The organism is Paenibacillus sp. J5, from assembly GCF_054955055.1.
The window spans coordinates 39995-61613 of sequence record NZ_JBUEDD010000014.1 but is presented as its reverse complement, the minus strand read 5'-3'; the positions used below and the strand labels follow the sequence as shown (position 1 = coordinate 61613).

General features: G+C 55.9%; 12 protein-coding genes and 1 pseudogene. All 13 read left to right on the top strand.

Translation table 11 applies throughout. The annotated features are described in order from the left end of the window. Positions 1 to 29: 29 nt before the first annotated feature. Positions 30 to 635 carry a cupin domain-containing protein gene (locus ACY1JZ_RS22635; RefSeq protein ID WP_462631045.1) on the top strand — a complete coding sequence of 202 codons (606 nt, stop codon included), beginning with the start codon at positions 30 to 32 and terminating at the stop codon, positions 633 to 635. Between the two features lie 121 nt (positions 636 to 756). After that, entirely contained in the window at positions 757 to 4992 is a 4236-nt protein-coding gene (locus ACY1JZ_RS22630; protein ID WP_462631044.1) for a LuxR C-terminal-related transcriptional regulator, read from the top strand. 141 nt (positions 4993 to 5133) lie between these two features. Next, positions 5134 to 6921, top strand: a complete 1788-nt coding sequence (locus tag ACY1JZ_RS22625; protein ID WP_462631043.1) for a DUF2207 family protein — start codon at positions 5134 to 5136, stop codon at positions 6919 to 6921. Between the two features lie 44 nt (positions 6922 to 6965). Next, positions 6966 to 7520 carry a LemA family protein gene (locus ACY1JZ_RS22620; RefSeq protein ID WP_462631042.1) on the top strand — a complete coding sequence of 185 codons (555 nt, stop codon included), beginning with the start codon at positions 6966 to 6968 and terminating at the stop codon, positions 7518 to 7520. A gap of 282 nt (positions 7521 to 7802) precedes the next feature. Continuing rightward, the gene (locus ACY1JZ_RS22615) at positions 7803 to 9566 is read left to right on the top strand and encodes a sensor histidine kinase (protein ID WP_462631041.1); all 1764 of its coding nucleotides are present in this window, start codon (positions 7803 to 7805) and stop codon (positions 9564 to 9566) included. Next, complete coding sequence (locus ACY1JZ_RS22610) at positions 9559 to 11187, top strand: response regulator (protein WP_462631040.1); 1629 nt, start codon at positions 9559 to 9561, stop codon at positions 11185 to 11187. The genes ACY1JZ_RS22615 and ACY1JZ_RS22610 overlap by 8 nt, the downstream gene beginning before the upstream one ends. Positions 11188 to 11206: 19 nt before the next feature. Next, positions 11207 to 13000 (top strand): extracellular solute-binding protein, encoded by a 1794-nt coding sequence (locus ACY1JZ_RS22605; RefSeq protein WP_462631039.1) that lies wholly within the window; start codon positions 11207 to 11209, stop codon positions 12998 to 13000. Between the two features lie 243 nt (positions 13001 to 13243). Continuing rightward, positions 13244 to 13471 carry a helix-turn-helix domain-containing protein gene (locus ACY1JZ_RS22600; protein WP_462631038.1) on the top strand — a complete coding sequence of 76 codons (228 nt, stop codon included), beginning with the start codon at positions 13244 to 13246 and terminating at the stop codon, positions 13469 to 13471. A gap of 29 nt (positions 13472 to 13500) precedes the next feature. Then, positions 13501 to 13872 (top strand): annotated as a pseudogene (locus ACY1JZ_RS22595) (type II toxin-antitoxin system VapC family toxin); the annotation flags it as partial. A 305-nt stretch (positions 13873 to 14177) separates the two neighbouring features. After that, a complete protein-coding gene (locus ACY1JZ_RS22590) occupies positions 14178 to 15227 on the top strand; it encodes a glycoside hydrolase family 53 protein (protein ID WP_462631037.1) in 1050 nt (349 codons plus the stop codon). 176 nt (positions 15228 to 15403) lie between these two features. Beyond that, positions 15404 to 19915 (top strand): glycosyl hydrolase 53 family protein, encoded by a 4512-nt coding sequence (locus ACY1JZ_RS22585; protein ID WP_462631036.1) that lies wholly within the window; start codon positions 15404 to 15406, stop codon positions 19913 to 19915. A gap of 208 nt (positions 19916 to 20123) precedes the next feature. Next, positions 20124 to 20555, top strand: coding sequence for an Rrf2 family transcriptional regulator (locus ACY1JZ_RS22580; protein ID WP_462631035.1), 432 nt, complete (start codon positions 20124 to 20126; stop codon positions 20553 to 20555). Between the two features lie 77 nt (positions 20556 to 20632). Continuing rightward, positions 20633 to 21496 (top strand): SDR family oxidoreductase, encoded by an 864-nt coding sequence (locus tag ACY1JZ_RS22575; RefSeq protein ID WP_462631034.1) that lies wholly within the window; start codon positions 20633 to 20635, stop codon positions 21494 to 21496. The last annotated feature ends 123 nt before the right edge of the window (positions 21497 to 21619 follow it).

Below are 21619 nucleotides of genomic sequence, written 5' to 3'. Positions count from 1 at the left end.
AATCATCTTCAGGGAAGGAATGAAATTCGATGTATATTGTTCCACAAGCAGCCGCGGGTTCTGTGTATGCTTACAGTTCTCCCTGGCACCCTTATCTGCCCTATCGTTATGCCACATATCCCCCTTATGCTGCGGGATGGGTTCCGGTTGATCCATATGCATATCCCTACTATGGCGGCTATGCTCCTGCGCCGTTCGCATCATGGCAGCGGGCGGAGCACATGGTGGAGATCAAGGACTACGGCAAGCAGCCGCTCGTCATCGATATTGAGCAGGTCACCGAGCAAAATAACACCTACCGAACGGCTATCTGGACAGGAGACCATCTTCAAGTGACGGTCATGAGCATTCCGGTGGGCGATGATATCGGGCTGGAGGTTCACCCTCATACTGACCAATTCATACGGATCGAAGAGGGGCAAGGGCTGGTGCAGATGGGTGATTCCAAGGATAAGCTGGACTTCCAGGCTACAGCCGAGGAGGGCTACGCCATCATGGTTCCTGCGGGCAAGTGGCATGATGTGACCAATACGGGAGATAAGCTGTTGAAGGTCTATGTCATCTACGCACCGCCCCAGCATCCGTTCGGTACGATGCAGCCGACCAAGGCGGACGCGATGGCTGCGCAAGAATAGAAGCTACAGTTAGAGGGGCAAGCAGCCCCTCTTTTTTCATGCTCTCTACTAGGAATGCTATAATAGGAACAACATCAAGATTCAGAATAGTAAAATTACATCTTAACGGAGCTAATTATACATGTCACTAATGAAATGGAGAACGGTAAGCAGTCTTGTACAAGAAGGCGTCTTACCGCCAGATACGGTACTGAACTATGGCATACAAATGGCAGAGCTTATTCATGAGAGGCATCTGGATAGCGGCATGATTGCCGAACTGCAACTGGCGGACTTCTATGTGCACCCTGACGGCAAGCTGCGTTGGTCAGTTGGTGCCTTCAGGAATCACTTCTACCGCGCCCCTGAGCAATTCGGGCTGGCAGGAAGGTGGCCAGATGAGCGCAGCGATCTGTATGCACTAGGCGTCATGCTGTATGAGATGCTGACAGGTCAACCGCCGCTCGAGCCGGAGGAGGGCCAAACCTGGGAGGGAATTCCTTTATTCGGGGCGCTGTATCTTCCGCCATCGGCTGCAGAGGAGGGTCTCAGCGCACTCATCGCGAAGGCGCTTGCCGCATCGCCGCAGGCACGTTACCAGACCGCTTATGGCATGTTGATGGATATGAAGCTGCTGCAGGCCAATCCGAAGCGAAAGGTTTCGGAGCTGTTCCGCTACGATAGACAATGTCGGCTGCGGCGGCCGGAGATACTGATAGGGCGTGGAGCCGAACTGGAGACTTTGCAGCAGCATGCTGCTGCTGTCCGTTCAGGAGAACGGCAAGCGCTGCTTGTATACGGTCCTGCGGGAGTAGGCAAGAGCCGTCTGTTACATGAGTGGAGGCAACTGCTGCTGAGGGCAGGCAAGCTGGCCGCACGGGTACCTGTCACAGCCTGGTCCGGGTCAGCCAACCGTATGGATCACGCCCCTGAGCAGAGACAGGTGCTCGCCCAGGCGGAGGTGCAATGGGAACAGCAATGGCTATGTAGGGAGCCATGCTCCTTACCCCCATCTTCTTGGACGGAGACACGTCCACAGCAGCCGCTCATTCTGATCGTCGATGCGATGGGCGCGGCACACAGCACTGCAGTCGATGAAGCATGCGACTGGCTTGAACGAGAGGAATCTGGAGCAAGTCGCTTGCTGGTGGCAGTCTGTGCTGATGAAGCACAGCGAGATAGGTTGCACCGGCGTCTGCAGGGCGCGGGTGTGAAGGTGTCGTTCATGGAATTGCAGCCGCTGGACTACGGAGCGGTGCTGGACTGGACAGCGGATGTGATGCAGGACATGACATCGCGCGCAAGTGTATGGGCCGGGGCTATCCACCAGTGGAGCGGAGGGTTGCCAGGGGAGATATGCGCTTGCCTGGAGCGGTGGCACGCCGAAGGGAGCCTACACTACAGCTATGAGCGGCATCGCTGGGAATGGGCAGAGGAGCTGGTCACAGGAGCACCGCTATCAACTGGTTATGTACAGTCGATGGAGCGTCTGCTTCAGCAGCTTCCGCCGCGCTGGCACGAGCCGCTGGAGAGGGCTGCGCTGATCGGCATGCGATTTTCCTTGTCTGTACTTGCCGAGTTGCTGGTCATGGACGACTGGCCGCAGCAGTGCATGACGCAAGAGCAAGCACCATGTGATCAAGAGGAAGATCAGCAACTGCCAGACCAAGCGCGCAACCGCTTACCTGTCGTGTCTGGGCGTAACCCTACAGGAGAAGCCTCGAGCGGCGCTGCGCTGCAAGAGATGCTCAGCGGAGCGGCAAGGGTCGGCCTTCTCTGTCCGGAGGAGGGGGACAACTGGCTGTTTCTGTCTGCTTTCGTGCAGGCCAAGCTGTACCTGCGGACGCGGCAGGAACAGCGAAGCAACTGGCATATCCGAGTCGGCGAGCTATATGACAAGCGCGCAGTGGAGAGCGGCGCGAGGGAGGACAGCGAGCAGGCGCGCCGTCATCTGAATCTTGGAGCGGAGCACCTGCCGCGGGTACGCCAACGTGAATTGGCGGGACGTAATTATGAGGCAGGCAGGCAGGCAAGCCGCAACGGGAGGCTGGCGCAAGCGATCCATGATATGGAGCAGGCCCTTAAGCTGGCTTGGGATGGCAAGCACGCGCCGGATGAATTGGCTTGCAAGATCGGCTCGGAGCTGTATACGCTGCTGCATTACAGAGGCGATGTGGAGAGAGCGTTGCCTGGGTTAGCCTGGGTAAGGGAGCATATCGACAAGCTGGCTCCACAGGATCGGCTCCATGCCTGCCTCTGCCAACAGGATATATTCGCAACCCGTGACGCCTCGCTGGCTCTGGCTATTAGCCGCGATACACTCACCTATTTCGGCTGGACGCTTCCTGAGCGGGTGTCACCGCCTCGCGCGGTAGTGGAGGCGGTGAAGGCCGTACTTGCCGCACGCAAGGCAGACAAGCAGGATGACCAGATTGTAGAGAACCAACAGTTGGCGTATGTTGCGCAATGTCAATTATTGCTTGGGCAAATCTTTACGCTGAGCGCATCTGATCCGGCGATGCTTCTATATACATGTGCGCGGCTTGTCCGCAAGGGACTGAGTCAGGGACGCAACGAATACTTCCTCAACGTTCTGGATGTCTTCGAGATGCTGTTGCAGCGTGGCCTCCCCGAGTTATACCGCATCTGGCCCAAGCATCTGCGTACAGTCTGGAGCAGTGGGTTACGGGCAAGAGCGGTGCAGCAGTCCAAGCTGCTGTTCATGAATGGCATGCTCAAGCAGATCGAACAGCCTGCGGAAATGGTGTCCAGCATAGAGCGAGTGCTGCGCCAGGCCAAGGAACAGAATCAGGTGACGCTATTCAACTTGACGACGATAACGTATATGGTCACAGCCTGGGGAACAGCCAGGCAACTGCGGGAGACGTTAACCTATCTGGAGCAGGAGGCAGTGCCAATGCTGGATGAGACTGCGCTGCGCGTTATGGGGCTGATGAAGCTGTATCTTCGTTCCTGTGAAGAGGACGGGGCGTGGCAGCAGTATTCCTCCCTGTCAGGCTGGGAATCAGACCGCATTCAGCCTGACCATGTCGATTATATGCTGCGCTCCGAGCAGGCCTATCTATATGGGAGATACGAGGACGCGCTGTATTTTGCGCGGAAAGCGATAGAGCTGGAGCTGGAGATTGACTGGATTCGTAACCGTAGAACGAGGCTGCTGGAGGCACTGGCGATGACAGCCTTGTATGGGGGCACTGCCAAGGAACGGCGTGCTCAGGCGAAGGCGATTCGCCACAGGCTCAGGCAGGTAGAGGACTGGCAGGGTTATTTGGGTACAGGCAGCTCGGCTTATTGGCTGCTTCGAGCGGAATGGGCTAGAGTGAGTGGGGAGCATCACTCGGCACTGTTGGCGTATGAGCAGGCTTTAGCGGCTGCCAAGCATGAGATGGCGAATATATTTCAGCCACTCAGTCTCGAGCGAATGGCGATGTATTACCGTGACCAAGGCATGAGAACGGGATCGCTTATCGCGCTGCTGGAGGCGTTGACGACATATGCCTCGTTTGGATATCCCGCCAAGCGGAGCCATCTGGAGCGGGAGCATTCAGAGCTTGCAGCAACGGCGCATCTGCTGCAAGCCGATCGCGAACAGGAGGTGTCGCTAGGGCTTCGAAGGGAACAGAAGGATGAACACGAACAGTCTTTACCGGAGGCTCTGCCGCCATCCGTGCAGCAGCAGGATGAACTGCTAGCCATCGCGTGCCGCAAGGCGGGGGCAGACCGCGGCATGCTGCTGGAGCTGGCGGGGGAAGAATCTCCGCGCGTGCTGGCGAGGTATGGAGCAAGGCATGCTGCGGCAGGCGGGTGGGCGCAAGGCGTGGTTCGCGCGGCGTGGGCGAGGAAGGAGCGGATTGTACTGAAGGACGCGCAAGAAAGCGAGTTTCTGGCGGACCGTCATATTGCCGAGGGAAAGGTTCGATCGGTGCTCAGCCTTCCCGTCCGGCTTCCTGGCTCGCGCCACCCTGCAGCTCTGTATCTGGAGAACACACAGATCGCTGGCCTGTTCTCCACTGCAATTGCGGATGACATCGAAGCGCTGCTGCGAAGCTTTATGTATCGGGCGCTGCTGGAGCAGCCGGCTGCTTCAGGCTGGGGGAGTCACAGTGCGTCGCAGGTGGATGAAGGAGTAGAAAGCACAATTGCTGATGCTCTCATCGAAGCGTTGTCAGAGCGGGAGACAGAGGTGCTGCAGGCGATCGTCGCTGGACATTCCAATCGAGAGATTGCTGAACTGCTGAACATTACGGAGGCGACCGTTAAGAGCCATGCCCATCATGTATACACGAAGCTGGGAGTCAAGCGACGCGGCCAGGCTATTGCCAGGGCGCGTGAGCTTAATCTCACTCTGCGGACATAATCAGGCAAAAGGAGCGAAAAACCCCTCTAAAGGGCGGTTTTTTCGCTCTTTTTTGCTCTTCTCCAACTAAAGTTTGATTACTTTCACGCCGGATTCTTCTACAATTGCGGAATCTAGCATACCACAAAGGGGAGCCGAGAAATGATACTGAAGCAGAGAGTAACCGGAAGGCTGCCCAAGACAGCGGCAATATGGCGCATCGTTATCGTAGTGCTGTTGATTGTCCTGCTACTGCAGGTCGGCACTGCGTATGCAGGGGAGGCGCGTACCTTTGAGATTACGAGTGTCAACATCCATGCCCGTATCGACGATGGCGGCAATATGCACGTGACTGAGAGAGACACCTACCGCTTTGATGGCTCGTATAATGGCATTATTGTGGAGCTGAATGCATCCGGCTCGGATGGAATCGAGCAGTTTGAGGCCTTTGAGGTGGAGGGGGAGCAGCTCATTCCGCTTCATTCAGAGATGAACCCGGAAGGAGATGAGCTACTATATCATGTCTACTCCTCATCCCAAGATGAGACGAAGGTATACCAGTTTTCTTATATCGTAAAAAATGTAATTCAGACATACCCGGATACAGCACAGCTCTATTGGAAATTTTTTGATTCAACCAATCCGACGTATCTGGAAGATATACTCATTACAATCTCCCTGCCAGAGGGCATGAAGCGTGAGGAGGTCAAAGCATTCGGGCATGGCCCGCTTCATGGCGAGGTGCATATTGAAGATAATGGCAGTGTGCGCTATAAGGTGGCGGCGCTCAGCTCAGGCGAGATGCTGGAGGTGCGTGTGCTATTTCCCCAACACTATGTTCCCGACAGTAATCGAAATAGCCTCACATTGATGCTGGAGCAGATTCTGGAGGAAGAGCGCATCTGGACGGAGCAGGCAGCCGCGGAGCTGGCAGATCAAGAGGCGGCAGGCATGGCCTTGCTGGTGCTGCTGCTCGTCAACACTGTGGGAGGAATCATCCTGTATTTCCGATTCAGCAGAGACCCGAGGCCGGAGTGGAAGGGGAAATATTACCGTGAGATTCCAGCGGATGTGTCCCCTGCCGTTGTGAGCTACCTGATGAATTATCGTCTCAGGCCCAAGGATTTGATGGCTACCTTAATCGATCTGGTAAGAAGGCGCCATGCGAGCATGGAAGTCATCCCTGCCTCCAAGGGTACGAAGAAAAAGATGGATTTCTCGTTCAAGCTGACAGACAGGCCAGCGGAGCATCTGCAGGCGCATGAGCAGATGCTGATCGATTGGCTGTTCCGCGAGATAGGATCAAAGGGTCAGGTAACACTGCAGAGAATCCAAGCCTATGCAGCGGATCAGCAGAATGCATCGGTATTTCTGGATCGGTGGTTAGCGTGGAAGCAGGAGGTGATCCTGGCGGTCAATCAGCAGAACTATGTACAATATCAAAAGTTAGCTTCCCGTATTGTTATCTTGACCGCGCTAGGGCAACTGTTTGGCTTCTGGATTTTCGGCTCCGAGAACTGGCAGGGATTGATGATTGCTGGCATTCTGCTCCTATTCTTCAAGCCGCGCAGCAAGCGGCGTACCGTGGCCGGAGCAACTGCCCGCGCGAAGTGGAGGGCGTTCAGGCGCTTCCTACGCGATTATAGCCAGATAGCCTCCAGGGAGCCGATGGCTGTTCATCTGTGGAATCATTTCTTTGTATATGCAATTGCGGTAGGCGAGGCGAAAAGGATGATAAAAAACGTCGACATGAAGATGGCTGAGGCGAGCAGCACCGATTATACCGACATCTCTTATTTATCCGTCTACCACTATGCGGACTGGGTCGGTTCGTTCGAGCAATCCATATCCGGAGCTGCAAGCGCTAGCTCCTCGTCCTCCGATGGAGATGGCGGCTTCTCATCGGGAGGCGGCGGAGGCGGGGGCGGCGGGGGACGCGGCGCGTTCTGATTTGAATGGTACCAGACACCATAACGAAAGAGGAGGCAAAAAGGATGGGACTATATATTTCGTTGGCAGTTATCGCTGTCGTGGCGCTGTGGGTGATCGTTACATACAATCGGCTCATTATTCTTCGCAATCGGGTGCGTAACAACTGGTCGCAGGTGGATATTGTGATGAAGAACCGGTTCGATCTCATCCCCAATCTGGTGGAGACTGTGTCGCAGTATGCCGCGTATGAGAAGGGAACCTTACACAAGATTACGGAGCTTCGTACCCGGTATGCTGCTGCCGATTCGGTGGAGCAGAAGGCGGAGGCAGGCAGCGAGATTTCAGGAATGCTTCAACGCCTGATCGTCGTGGCGGAGAATTATCCTGATCTGAAGGCAAGCCAGAACTTTATCTACCTTAAGGAGCAGCTATCAGAGCTTGAGGACAAGATCCGCTTTGCCCGACAGTTCTATAATGACACGGTAGAAGCGTTCAATACGGCGACGATGACGTTTCCGACGAATATGCTCGCCGGCCTATTCGGATTTGGACAGGAAGCCTTCTTCCAGATTAACGAAGCGGAGCGAGGGGTACCGACGGTCCATATACAGAGCTAAGTCAGGGCGAGTATGTCGGACATCCTCAGAAATATCACCAGAAGACTCTTCAACTGCCAGCAATGGCAGTTTTTTTATTGGAAGAAATGGAACATCAGTCAGGGTCAGGGGTCATCTGTCTCATCGTCCTTATAGGCAACCATAGAGGATTCCGCTACAATAAGGGGAGCAAGCGGCAAGCTGCCGCTGAACGTTGAGCTGCCGGGCAGCGGGCATAGCGCCCGAGCCCCGGACTCGAATCGGATGGACGCACCTTTACTACAGCGCGGGGGAGCAGATGAGATGCCGAAGTTCAACCTGTTCAGAAAAATGATGGCGATCATAATCGTGATGCTCATCCCGATTATGGCGCTGTACGTTTACTCCAATCGCACGAGCACCGGCGTGCTGCGGGCAGAGCTGCATGCATCTAGCCGCGACCAGCTGCAATTCTTTCAGCATCAGGTGGATGCCATGATCCAATCGATCAGCCTATGGCCGAATCTGCTGCTGCATGACCCTGATATTTCGGAGCTGAAGGATCGATTCAGCGATACAGGCCCGTACCTTGATCTGGATACCATCACGCTGGTCAAGCGTATCCAGCAGAAGCTGAGCATTCAGCAGAACTCCCTGAACTGGGTCAGTCGGCTGATGATCTATTCGCCAGCGCTGCAACGCGTCATTACGGCGAGCGATGTTAGCCCTTACAATCATGCCGATCTGAAGACACGGCTCCAGCAGGGCTGGCATGTGCGCGCACAGCAGGATCGCAGCGGCGAGGAGCGTTACTATTTCTCGCTTATTTCCGTATCTCCTTATGCATCATTTCATGAGCCAGAGAAGGCCAACCTTATTATCGAGGTTGAATTTGACAGTGCGAACATCCGGCAAATGCTGGATACCTTTCGGGGCGACGGACAGCGCAGCCCGTTCTACTTCAAGGAAGGGGCCGGCATGATCTACAATAGCGCATCCGATCGGTCGCTGGCTGTGGAGCTGGCCTCCAAGCTGTCCGCGGCGGCAGAGCCCTCGCTGGATCAAGTCATTGAGCTGCGGGGCGAGCCGTATCTGGTCAATGCCGAACGCTCGGCTACAACCGGCTGGATGCTGGTCGACTACCTCCCGCTATCTGATGTGATGCAGCCGATTGAGCAGTCGAACCGGCTCTTCTATATCTCGGCCGCAGCGCTGCTGCTCATGAGTCTCCTGGTCGTCTATGTCCTGTACGCGCAGGTTCAGGTGCCGATTAGACAGCTCGTGACGAGCTTTCGGAAGCTGAAGAATGAGGATTACTCGGTGCGGCTGCAGCCTCGGGAGGGCACAGAGTTCGGCTTCCTGTTCACCCGCTTCAATGCGATGGCGGCGCAGATTCAGGATTTGTTCGGCAGGGTCTATCTGGAGAAGATTCACGCGCGGGAGGCGAAGCTGAAGCAGTTGCAATCTCAGATCAATCCCCATTTCTTCTATAACTGCTTCTCCTTCATCTCCAGCATGGCCAAGCTGCAGGATTACCAGGCCGTCATTGCGATGTCGCAAAATTTATCCGATTACTACCGCTATACAACTCGGCAGGAGCGGGAGCTGGTGACGCTCGCAGAGGAGCTGGCGCTGGTGGGCAATTACCTCGATATTCAGCAGATGAGAATGAAGCGGCTTAGCTATGAGGTGCAACTGCCGCCATGGTTGAAGCAGCAGCCAATACCGCCACTGACGGTGCAGCCGCTCGTGGAGAACGCGGTGCTGCACGGCATCGAGCGCTCTGCGGAGGCAAGGCGCATCCTGATCAGTGTCGAGGAGCGGGAGCAGGGCGGGCTGATGCTGATCGTTGATGATGATGGCAAAGGCATGCCGGAGCAGGACAGAGCCGCTCTGCAACGACGGCTGCTGCGGCCTATGGACGAGGAGACAGGCTGCGGCCTATGGAATGTGAATCAGCGGCTTCAGGTAAGATATGGCCGCGGGGCGGGACTGTCGCTGGCGGTCTCGCCGCTCGGTGGACTGAGAGTGATGCTCGTCTGGAACGGAAATTCAGGGGAAGGCAAGGGGGAACATCTGCATGATTGAGGTATTGCTGGTCGACGATGAGTCCTATGTAACGGAGAGTCTGGCCAAGACGATTCCATGGCAGGAGCTTGGGGTGCACAAGGTATATCAGGCCTGCTCGCCCGCCGAGGCGCTGCAACTGCTGGAGGAGCAGCCAGTGGATATTATGGTAACCGATATTCGCATGCCGGAGATGGACGGACTGCAACTGATCGAGCGGGTCAGGGAGCGCTGGCCGCATATCCGCTCCATGCTGCTGACAGGATATTCGGACTTCGATTATGCCAAGAAGGCGATTCAGCTTAAAGCGGTCGATTACTTGCTCAAGCCGGTTCATGATGAAGCCTTCATCCAGAGCATCGCCCACAGCATTGACGCACTCAAGGACGAATGGGATAAGGCCGAGCGTTATCATCAACTGCTCTATGCGATGAAGTCGGATTACAGCGTATTGCGTCAAAATATGATGCATGAGCTGTTGCTTGGCCGGCATATGTCGGATCTGACGCTGGCGGACAAGCTGGAGCAGTATGAGGTTCGGCCCCGTATTGGCGAGTCGGCTGTGCTGCTCGCGGTGCAACTGGGCAAGAGCTTCGCAGCCATGGACCATCCATCCGTGTCGCTGATGGAATACGCGGTCGGCAATATCGCAGAGGAGCTGTTCTCTCCGATGTATAACGTTTGGCACAGCAAGGCGCCCCACGACTGTCTGGCGATTATCGTATCGGCGAGGGAGGGGAGCGGCACTGCTATATTTCGCCGGGAACGGCTGCAGCAGCTATGCCTGGAGCTTCAACAGAAGGTGGGCGACTATCTCAAAGGAGAAATTTCAATCGTCATCTCCGAATGGTTCACCTTTCCCGAAGGGCTGGCCGGCATCTATCGCAATGCGCTGATGGCGATGTACCGCCAAAAGCGCGAGGATGCCGCGCTGCTGTTCATCGAGGATATGCTCGTGGCGCGGACTCCCGTAAGCAGCAAGGCGGTGGAGGAGCTGTACAGGCTGCCGACCTTGATCCACCTGCTGGAGTCCGGCCAGTGGGACGCAGCGCGCCTCAAGATTCGCGCAGTGTTCTCTGATCTTGCAGGGACGACGTTGACCAGGGAGGAGCTGTACGAAGCCTTCCTGGCGATCACCAACGGCGTATTGTACGTGGTGCATAAGCAGGGGCTGGACATGGGGAGAATTGACCCGGACGGTATGAATATGCTGCTGGATCGCAGCCTGATCGACTCGCCGGATAAGCTGGGCAACTGGGCAGATCGCATGCTGGATAAGCTGGAGGCAGAGCTGACGCAGCATGAGAGCGCAGGCAAGCGCCACATTATTAAGCAAGTGCAGGAGCTGGTCATGAGCGATCTGGGTGCCGATACCTCGGTCAAGACGATTGCCGACAGGGTATTTCTCCATCCCGTCTATCTGTCCAAGCTCTACAAGAGCGAGACGGGGGAAAGTCTGGGAGACTATATTATACGAATGCGGATGGAACGAGCGGTCTACATGCTCAAGTCGACCAATAAGCGGATCTATGAGATTACGACCGAGCTGGGCTATCAGAATCTGCAATACTTCAGCAAAATTTTCAAAAAGCATTACGGGGTGACACCCGGCGAATTCCGTGATCCGCAGCAATCAACATGACAGTAAGGGAGGGCGCATCATGCGAGCTTCATGGAGCAGAACCAAGGCGCTGGGCAGTATGCTTCTCCTGCTGACACTGCTGCTTGCCGCATGCAGTGCCGCGCCCGCGCCCGGCGAAGGCGGAGCAGCAGGAGTCGGCAGTGAGCGTGGGACAGGACAGGTCTCGAACCTAAGCAGCGGCAGCAAGGACAGTCGAAGCGGTACGTTGGACGGAGGCGCGCAGAGCGCAGGAGAGAAGGGAGACAGCCAGGGAACGGATCGCCCTAGTGTGTACAGAGACAAGTATGATCCTCTGATCAAGCTGACGACCGTATGGGGCATCGACCCCGAGCTGAAGTTCAAGAACGGCGAGACGATCGATAACAATGTGGCCACCCGGTGGGCCAAGGAAACGCTTGGCATCGAGATCAGGACGCTCTGGTCCGTGACGGATTCGAATAATGCGTTCGCCACCAAGATGCGGCTGGCGCTGACCTCTGGCGAGCCTCTGCCTGATGTCGTCACGATCGGTGATGAGCAACTGGCGCAGGAGCTGATTGACTCTGGATTGTTCCGCGAGGCGGGGTCGCTGTTTGACCAGTATGCGGGAGCGACCTGGAAGAGAGCGATGTCACTGGATGCGAGCGTATGGAACCCGTACATCCGCGATGGCAAGCGGATGGGCATCCCTGTGCTTGACTATGCCTACAACCATGATTACCTGCTATGGATCAGACAGGACTGGCTGGATAAGCTGGGGCTGAAGGCACCCCGCACGATAGCCGAGCTGGAGCAGGTAATGGAGAAGTTCAAGCATCATAATCCCGACGGTATAGCGCCGGAGCAGGTCATCCCGCTCAGTGTCGGCTTCAAGAACCGGCTTAGCACATGGATGGGCGATCCGTCCTGGGTCTTCGGGGCGTATGGGACGCTGCCGGAGCAATGGAATGTCGGAGCGGAGGGCAAGCTGGAGTATGGCTCTATCCATCCAGCGATGAAGGAGGGACTACGGACACTGAGAAGCTGGTTCGCCCAAGGCTATATCCCGCCCGAGGCTGCGCTCTGGGATGAGACGAAGACGGCGGAGCCCGCTGTAGCAGGGACGGCTGGCATTATCCCCGGCCCTTACTGGATGAGTGGCTGGCCGCTGTCAGACACCGTGAAGAATGTGCAGGGTGCTGTCTGGAAGCCGTACCCGATCCCGGAGGGCCCGGAAGGCATAGCGATGCGGCATGGCACCCGGTTCACCAATGGCGTCACCCTGATCAGCAGCCAGATGAAGCACCCGGAGGCGCTTTTCACGTACCAGAATTATATGTTCGACTACTATGCCGATCCGAAGCCGGGCAGTGTATTCGATAATGGCTTGTTCCAAAATTATGATTACGATATTGCACCGGATGGAGCGCTGCTTCGCTGGAACGACATTCCTGGCGGCCATGTCAATGCCGTGCGCTACCTGCTAGTACGCGATGGCGCGCGTATCCCGGATGCGCAGATCAAGGCGCTGCTGAGTCTGGCGGACGGCAAGGAGGCCACGACACGTCTGGAGAAGGAGGTCAAGTATGCGTATGGGCTGGAGACGCCTGCAGCAGCCAAGGTGCTGTTGTCCCAGGAGCAGACCTCCTTCAAGAATCAATTCACAGGGCCGCCGACCGAAACGATGCAATCACGCCTGGATTACCTGAATAAGCTGGAGCAGCAGACGATCAATGAGATCATATACGGCAAGCAGCCGCTCTCTGCCTTTGACGCCTTCGTGGAGCAGTGGCGCTCTGGCGGGGGCGAGCAGATGACCGATGAGGTCAATGCTTGGTATGCGTCTACGAAGTAGAGGGGCTTGGTGGGGTTTGTGTGAATATGATGCATGCGAATAGTTCGTGGGCAAAATGTGGGCAAGTTGCGGGTGCTACCATCAATCTCAATCGTACAAGAAAGGCACACGATAATGGCTCGTTCTGTGCAACGCGGTCGTATCCATTCATTCCATTATCGGGTATAATTGTTTATAAGTAAAAATCGCGGAAGCGAACCGATTTAGCAACATATTTTGATAAAGGAGTGGTTCTCCATATCAATGGTACGCAAACTCCATCCTCATATAGCAAGAGACTTAAGGGAGTTTTTATCTGAAAACAATATTTCCACCAAAAAGCTTGTCATAGACCTTGAAGCAGAAACCATCGAGGACTATGATGATTACTCAGTCGATGACATTTTAAGTGTGGCTGGAATCCTGAAGCCGGGGGAAGCCCAACAATTATTAGATCACATTCAGGAGTCACGGGGGGACTGGGGAAAGTGACCTAAAACCACTCCGGATATTTATTCGATTCGAACATTGTCATCGCCATTCTAGACAACGATCATGCCGCTGTTAACTTAGTACGACAAGCCCAAGAAGAAAAACGGCGAATATTCTTTTCGACGATTACGGAATGTGAAGTACTGAGCGGTGTCAAACACAATCAGTTCTTAATCGCAGAAAGGCTTTTCTCCCCTAGGCATATGATACATGTCGATTCCGCTATCGCAAGAAAAGCGGCTTCTATGCAAAGCGAGCAGAGAAGCAAGGGGCGGAAAATAAAAACTCCCGATGCGCTCATTATTGCAACTGCCTTTGCAGCTAATTTGGTACTGGTTTCCCGGGATTCAGACATGAACTTTGTTACGAATGAGTATGGGATGACTTTGTTGAAAATATAGGGTTATTGTGCTGAAATTCAAAATGTTCAGTGATCTGATGAATGGCATTAAAAAAAATGAAGACACCTTGGAGCGATTTCCATCATTCCAAGGTGTCTTCATTTTACACGATGTGGGCAAAATGTGGGAAATTAGTGTTGCCTCGAGGAGAAGTCCTAAGCCTACATTATGCAGCCCATGCTGACTACGCTATCCTGACAAAGTTGCGAAAACAACCAAAATCTTGAAATACAGACATTTAGGCTTTGTCATAAAACGCTTACAATGTGGTTGTAAACCAACTAATCAAAGGAGGCGTAATTGTAATGGGAAGAAAAATGAGGATGATTCTGCTCGCTGTCTGTCTGTTGGTCACGACGGTGCTATCGTCAGTAGCGCTGCCGATGCAGCAGGAGGCCAGCGCGGCGCCGGCTTTTGCCAAGGGAGCGGATATTAGCTGGGTGCCAGGTATGGAGGCGCAGGGGCGTACATGGAAGGACAAGAATGGTGTGCAGCGGGATATTATCCAGATTCTGAAGAATGATTACCAGATCAACTCGGTACGGATTCGTGTCTTTGTCAATCCGTCCAATGACTATGGGAATGGTTATCTGAACAAGGAGCGTGCGGCGGCGCTGGCCCAGCGCGCCAAAAATGCAGGGATGAGCGTCATGCTGACACTGCATTACAGTGATTCATGGGCTGACCCGGGCAAGCAGACGAAGCCGGCTGCATGGCGCAACTACACGTTCCAACAGCTTATGGATGCGGTCTGGAACTATACGCGCGATGTAATGAATGCGATGAGCAGCAGAGGGGTTACCCCGGACTGGGTACAGATCGGCAATGAGACGAACAACGGCTTGCTGTGGGAGGACGGCAAGGCATCGGTCAACATGCGCAACTACGCCTGGCTGATCAATACCGGACATAATGCGGTCAAATCGATCAGCAGCGGCACGAAGACGATCGTCCATCTGGCAACTAGTGAGGATAATGCACTGTATGTGTGGAACATCGGCGGACTGATCGCCAACGGCGCTAACTTTGATATGATCGGCATGTCGCTATATCCGACAGCCTCCAACTGGTCGACACTGGTGAACCAGACGATCAGCAATGCAAATAATATGATTACGCGCTATGGCAAGGAGATCATCATCTCGGAGATCGGCATGGACTATAACCAGCCTGCGGCAGCGAAGAGCTTTATTGCAGACATGAAGACGAAGGTGCGCAATTTGCCAAATGGCAAGGGCAAAGGCGTCTTCTACTGGGAGCCGCAAGCGTCTCCAGGCTATAACGGCGGCTACAACAAGGGCGCCTGGCAGGCGGACGGACGTCCGACCGTGGCGCTGGAGGGCTTCCTGAACTAACAACGGTCATCAGTCTTGGCGAGCGCAGTCTATTAGTGACTGCGACTCGCCTGTTTGTCGTGCATGCTGATACGGAGCATTGACTATTAAAAGTGTAGATACCTTGTTTATATGCCCTACCCTGAGGGGGAATGAAGCGACTACAATAGATATGATTTGAATGGAGGAGGAGTTATATGACACGCACATGGATAAGCCGATTGGCTGCAATGATGGCAATCATCGTAGCGGTTGCAGCGTTGCCGCTTCAGCTTGGGGTGGCGCATGCGGCCGACAGCGAGCTGGTGGCGACCAGCAATCTGACCGTTAACGGAGCCGTAGCGAAGTGGACGATGAGTGGGACGCGACCAGCGACCTTTGGAGATGGAAGCGCCTCGGGCGCGTTTGATTATTGGGATGGACAAGCCATCGATTTTACTCTTATACATGAGATGACGGGGCTTGAGCCAGGCACCTATACGATGACAGCGAAGACCTACGGGGACAAAGGGGAACCCCAGGCTGGCTCTGTCATGTTCGCCCAGACGGGTGTGGATACATTCTCGACGCCGATCAGCTATGTCGGCAGCAGTTGGGGCAGCCCGGCTACACTTCGTGTGCCAGGCATCGTCGTTGGAGCAGATGGCATAGCGACGATCGGCTTCACGGTGAAGGCCGGGGGGCAGCATTATGGTTATGTGGACGAGGTGATCTTGACCAGGGTCAAGTCATCCAGCAAGCTCACCGTCAATGGGGAGGTGGCAGACTGGAGCGTTGGCGGCCGCGAGCCGGCGACCTTCGCAGACCAGCAATATAGCTTCAACTATTGGGATGCCGGCACGCTGGACTTTACACTGGAGCATGCAGTGAGCGGCTTGCAGCCCGGCATCTATACGATGAAGGCCAAGGTATATGGAGGCGATGCGCCGAATGCCGGCTCGCAGATGTATGCCCGCTCAGGCGGCCAGACCTATGCGACGCCCATCAGCTACACGGGCAGCGCCTGGGGAACGCCCCCTGTATGGGCGACACTGACGGTGAGCGGTATCGAGGTCGGCAGTGACGGGGTTGCAGTGCTGGGCTTCGCGCTTCAGGCTGGTGCAGGCCACTGGGGGCAGCTCGCCGATGTGACATTGGAGGCGGGTGCGGAGGCCGTGTCGCTCAAGGTGTCGCCAAGCAGTGCCAACCTGCGTCCGGGAGCAGGACAGCAATTGAAGCTCGCACTGCCGCAGGCTGCGGCGAACGCTGTAATTGCCTATGAGAGCAGTAATCCGGCGGTTGCGACAGTGAATGCCTCCGGGCTCGTCACGGCCACTGGCGACGGACAAGCTGTCATTCGTGTGACAGCGACTGCTGGAGAGCAGGTGTGGCGTGGACGGACAGATGTATTCGTGTCGGCTACGATGCAGCAGCTTGGCAACGCGGTTACGTTCGTGCAGCCGATACCGCAGCTACAGGATGGCAAGCGCGAGGATTTTATTATGGGTGCCGATATATCGACGATTCTGAGCATTCAGGAGTCAGGACGACATTATTATAACCTGCAGGGACAAGAGCAGCCGCTGATGACAATTCTCAAGGAGAATGGAGTTAACTGGATACGGCTAAGGCTGTGGAACGACCCGCGGGATGAGCAAGGGAACTGGTACGGCGCAGGCAATACGAATAAGGAACGTGTCGTAGACATGGCGCAGCAGGCCAAGCAGGCGGGCTTGAAGGTGCTGGTCGACTTCCACTATAGCGACTTCTGGGCTGATCCGGCTCGGCAGACGAAGCCCAAGGCATGGGCAGCGCTGGAGGGGGAAGCGCTGGAGCAGGCGGTCTACGATTATACCTCTGAGGTTATCGAAGCATTGGCCGCTGCCGATGCTTATCCGGACATGGTACAGATCGGCAATGAGATCAACAGCGGAATGCTGTGGCCGACTGGCAACAGTCCAGCCAAGGCGAAGCCATTCATCGCCCAGGGCATTCGCGCGGTACGCGATGCGGAGGCGGCGCTGGATGGCGGCAGAATCAAGATTATGATTCATCGCGCCAACCCGAATAACGGGCTGAATGCGGTACAGAGCTTCTATAGCACGTACTCTGATCTGGATTATGATGTGATCGGACTGTCTTATTATCCATTCTGGCATGGTACGATCGCTAATATCAAAGAGGTCATGAACGGGCTGGCAGCCAATCTGAGCAAGGAAGTGGCTGTCGCCGAGACCTCCTACGGCTTCACCCTTGAGGATGTACCGAATAACGGCGCCACCGGCAGTGTGATTAATGAGGCGCTGGCGAAGACGGGCGGATATGAGGCCACTGTTGCTGGCCAGACGTCGGCAGTGCGTGATGTGATTGCAGCCGTCGCCGAGGTGCCCGGCAACAAGGGAATTGGCGTATTCTACTGGGAGCCTGCATGGCTGCCAGGCGTAGATACCGGCTGGGGAACGAAGCATGCCTCCTCCTACCAGGGCGAGGAGATCGCTGAGGATGGGGGCAGCGGATGGGCCAATCAGGCCTTGTTCACCTACTTCGGAGAAGCGTTGCCTTCTATCCGTGTATTTACTCAAGTACGCGGTTCTGACAGCAGCTACACCCCGCCAGCAGTTAAAGAAATCGCCGATGTAGCGATTACGACCAGCGAGGGTGTGGAGGTGCCGCTGCCAACTACTGTGAAGGCGCTGATGGAGGATGGAGCCTATCGTCATCTGCCGGTCGCATCCTGGACGCCTGCGGCCTATGACTATACGAAGGCAGGTACGTACCATGCTGTCGCAGCGCTCGGCAACGGCCAATCGGTTCAGGCGGTCATTACAGTACGTCCGCGCAACTATGTGGTGAATCCGGGAATGGAGGACAGCGACATGAGCGCTTGGACACTTGTGGGCAGCAACCGCTCTGGTGAAGCGCCGTTCTCCGGCTCCTACGCGATCCACTTCTGGAATCGCGAGCTGGTATCGGTGAAGCAGACGATTACCGGATTGCCCAAGGGTGTCTACCAGTTATCGATGCAATCCCGAATTGGTGCGAATAGCGATCCGATCGGGGAGAGCTACCTGTACGCCGAGACGGAAGGTGTGCGCAAGCAGACCCCGCTGACGGTCTCCGGCTGGAGCGCCTGGAACTTGAATCAGGTGAAGCAGATTGAGGTTGCCAATGGCACGCTGGAGATCGGCGCGGTGGTGACGCACAGCATCGATGCTGGCGGAGATTTTGATGACTGGGAGCTGATCCGCCTTGGAGCGCTGCCTGGGCAAGAGGCGCCGGCTGTACCGGGCGGCTTGAAGGCAGCCGCTGGCAGCGGCGCAGTGCAATTAAGCTGGGACAGCGCCAGCGGACAGGCAGCCGCACAGGAACTGGCAGGCTACAACGTATACGTGGATGGCAAACGTGTGCCAGCCGCTGCAGGCAATGGGCCAACGACGACTGCTGCTGCTTACAAGGTGACGGGGCTGACCAACGGCACATCGTATACCTTCCAGGTATCGGCGGTAAATGCCGACGGTCATGAATCGGAGCTGTCCGCGGCAGTAACAGCAGTACCGACAGCCACTGTCTATTATCCGTCCTCACCTGCATCGCCGGCGGCAACAGATGGAGCTGCCACGCCGCAGCGCCCTGAGGATAGTGTAACGGTGCATCCGCAAGCGGACAGCAACGGTACGATTGCTGTCAAGCTGGAGCAGGCGAAGCAGCGTGTGCTCCTGCCTGTGGCACAGATTGCCACAGGCAGCAAGCTGCAGGTGACGCGCGGTTCTGTTACCGTTACGGTTCCGGCAGCGGTGCTGGATGAGGTGAAGGCGCTCGTAAGCGATGGACAGAGCGGCGCGTCGGTCTCGCTCCGCATGTCCGAGCTGGCGGAGAGTGAAGTGAAGGTTGTGCTGGAGCGGGCGCAAGCAGCCGACGGCAGCACAGGCTTGAAGGCTGCCGGGGCGCTGCTTCGACTGGAGCTGGGACTGGCGGAGACGGATGGAGGCGTTAAGGAGCTCGCCACATTCAAGGAGCCGATCGTTCTACAGTGGAAGGTCGATGAAGCAACCTCAACCGAACTGCTGGGCATCTATGCGATCGGGCAGGACGGGAAGCTGGCATATGTGGACGGGAAGCTGGAGGACGGAGTGATGACAGCAAGACTTGCTCACTTCAGCACATATGGGCTGCTTGAGTTCGATAAGGACTTTCAAGATGTCGGCAGCGATCATTGGGCGGCCGGATATATTAAGCAGCTCGCTGCCAGGCAGATTGTGACAGGCATAAGCCCGCAACACTTCGCGCCGGATCGCAGTGTAACTCGGGCTGAATTTGCCGCATTGCTAGTCCGGGCACTTGGCTTGGGGTCTGATACGGCGACTGAAGCAGTGTTCGAGGATGTCACAGCAACGGACTGGTACGCCCCGGCTGTTGCTGCCGCGCACGCTGCTGGAATCGTGCAAGGCCAGAGCACCAAGCGCTTTGAACCCGAGCAGCATATTACCCGCGAGGAGATGGCAGTGATGCTGATGCGTGCCTATGAGCTGCGTAGCAGCAAGCAGCTCACTGCGGCGGCTGGAGCCGAATTTGCCGACAAGGCAGACATCGCAGCGTGGGCGGTCGCCGCAGTAGATGCAGCCGCCGAGCTCGGCCTCGTGCAAGGGAATGGCAAGGGGCAGTTCGAGCCGCACAGCCTGGCCAGCCGCGCCGAGACAGCCAAGGTCATTGCCTTACTGCTGCAGAGCTAAGGCACAGGACAACGAGAACAGCAGCAATGAACGAGAGACGCTTTGCCCTTCATAAGGCAGAGCGTTTCTTATTCTCATCAGAGAGGGCGCGCCTCATTTACATAGTAGAGAGAGAAACAGGCACAGATCGGTTGAGCGGATCAATCGGATCAGATGGGTTGACATTGCTCATTGGTGTAACTATAATAGTTACAAGGGTGGTGAATCCTTGATGCAGATTAGTTCAAGATTTTCGATGGCGGTGCACGCGTTGTCGCTCATATCCGTCAGCAAGGATTGCACTGGGGATTTCATAGCTGTCAGTGTGAATACGAACCCGGTTATGATCCGCAGAATAATGGGGATGCTGAAGAAGGCGGGGCTGGTGGAGATTCGCCCTGGTGTAGGCGGGGCATCGCTGCTGCGGCCACCGGGCGAGATTACGTTGCTGGATATTTATCGCGCCGTGCAGCTTGCTGGAGATAAGCAGCTATTCCGTATTCATGAGCACCCCAGCATTCAATGTCCGATCGGGCGCAACATCGAACAGGTGCTGCAGGATGAGCTGCAGGCGGCGCAAGCTGCGCTGGAGCAGCGCTTGGCACAGACGACATTAAGCGCACTGAATGACAGGGTTCAGGAAAATGAGAGCTCACGATGAGCTTTTATTTATCGCTTCGTTGTAACTATTATGGTTATAACGATGTCGAAAAATAACATAAATGGAGGAAGAACGACATGACAATTTTGGTAACAGGGGCAACAGGACAATTGGGATCGAAAGTAGTCGAGGCTTTACTGCAAACGGTGCCGGCAAGCGAGCTGGCTGTCAGTGTTCGCAATCCTGAGAAGGCGGAAGGGCTGAAGGCCCGCGGAGTGGATGTCCGTCTCGGAGATTTCGACCGCCCGGAGACGCTAGAGACAGCCTTTAGCGGTGTGGATCGCTTGCTGATAATCTCGGCAGACGGAGATACAGAGACACGCATTCGCCAGCATGCGGCTGCTGTCGCGGCGGCAGAGCGCGCGCAGGTGAAGTTTATTGCTTACACAAGTGTAGTGGATGCTGCGGCAAGCAGCTTATCGCTCGCTCCAGTGCACAAGGCAACGGAAGAAGCCATCGCCAAGACGGGCATTCCTTACTCCTTCCTGCGCAACAACTGGTACCTGGAGAATGAATTGTCCGGCATTCAGGGAGTGCAGGCGGGAGCTCCATGGGTAACCGCCGCGGGAGACGGCAAGGTCGGCTATGCGCTCCGCCAGGATTACGCGGCAGCCGCGGCGGCCGTTCTGGCAGGTAGCGGGCATGACAATACGATCTATGAGCTGTCCGGGGAACTGGTGACCCAAGATGAGCTGGCAGCGGCAGTAGGAGAGGTGCTTGGCAAGGAGGTTGCGGTACAGCATGTGGATGATGCCGCTTATGCCGCCATCCTGACCAATGCCTCGTTGCCTGATTTCGTGGTGCAACTGCTGGGTCAGATTCAGAAGGACATCAAGGCGGGCACGCTGGCAGTAGCTAGCGATGACTTCAAGAAGCTGCTCGGACGTCCAGCTACACCGCTCAAAGAGGCGCTCGCCAGCTTGATTAACAGCACGAACTAATAGTCTATGATGCAAGCTCTGCCCTTGCAAGCTTAACTAGCTCGCCCCAGCCATCCAGCCTGTGAATGTCGTGAATACAACCAGGATTGCACCCCTGTAGCAGGAAGCCACGGGTCACAGTCT

Bases quoted from the DNA above. Each gene is read 5' to 3' on its own strand.
- ACY1JZ_RS22635 (WP_462631045.1), top strand. From the start codon at position 30: ATGTATATTGTTCCACAAGCAGCCGCGGGTTCTGTGTATGCTTACAGT.
- ACY1JZ_RS22630 (WP_462631044.1), top strand. From the start codon at position 757: ATGTCACTAATGAAATGGAGAACGGTAAGCAGTCTTGTACAAGAAGGC.
- ACY1JZ_RS22625 (WP_462631043.1), top strand. From the start codon at position 5,134: ATGATACTGAAGCAGAGAGTAACCGGAAGGCTGCCCAAGACAGCGGCA.
- ACY1JZ_RS22620 (WP_462631042.1), top strand. From the start codon at position 6,966: ATGGGACTATATATTTCGTTGGCAGTTATCGCTGTCGTGGCGCTGTGG.
- ACY1JZ_RS22615 (WP_462631041.1), top strand. From the start codon at position 7,803: ATGCCGAAGTTCAACCTGTTCAGAAAAATGATGGCGATCATAATCGTG.
- ACY1JZ_RS22610 (WP_462631040.1), top strand. From the start codon at position 9,559: ATGATTGAGGTATTGCTGGTCGACGATGAGTCCTATGTAACGGAGAGT.
- ACY1JZ_RS22605 (WP_462631039.1), top strand. From the start codon at position 11,207: ATGCGAGCTTCATGGAGCAGAACCAAGGCGCTGGGCAGTATGCTTCTC.
- ACY1JZ_RS22600 (WP_462631038.1), top strand. From the start codon at position 13,244: ATGGTACGCAAACTCCATCCTCATATAGCAAGAGACTTAAGGGAGTTT.
- ACY1JZ_RS22590 (WP_462631037.1), top strand. From the start codon at position 14,178: ATGGGAAGAAAAATGAGGATGATTCTGCTCGCTGTCTGTCTGTTGGTC.
- ACY1JZ_RS22585 (WP_462631036.1), top strand. From the start codon at position 15,404: ATGACACGCACATGGATAAGCCGATTGGCTGCAATGATGGCAATCATC.
- ACY1JZ_RS22575 (WP_462631034.1), top strand. From the start codon at position 20,633: ATGACAATTTTGGTAACAGGGGCAACAGGACAATTGGGATCGAAAGTA.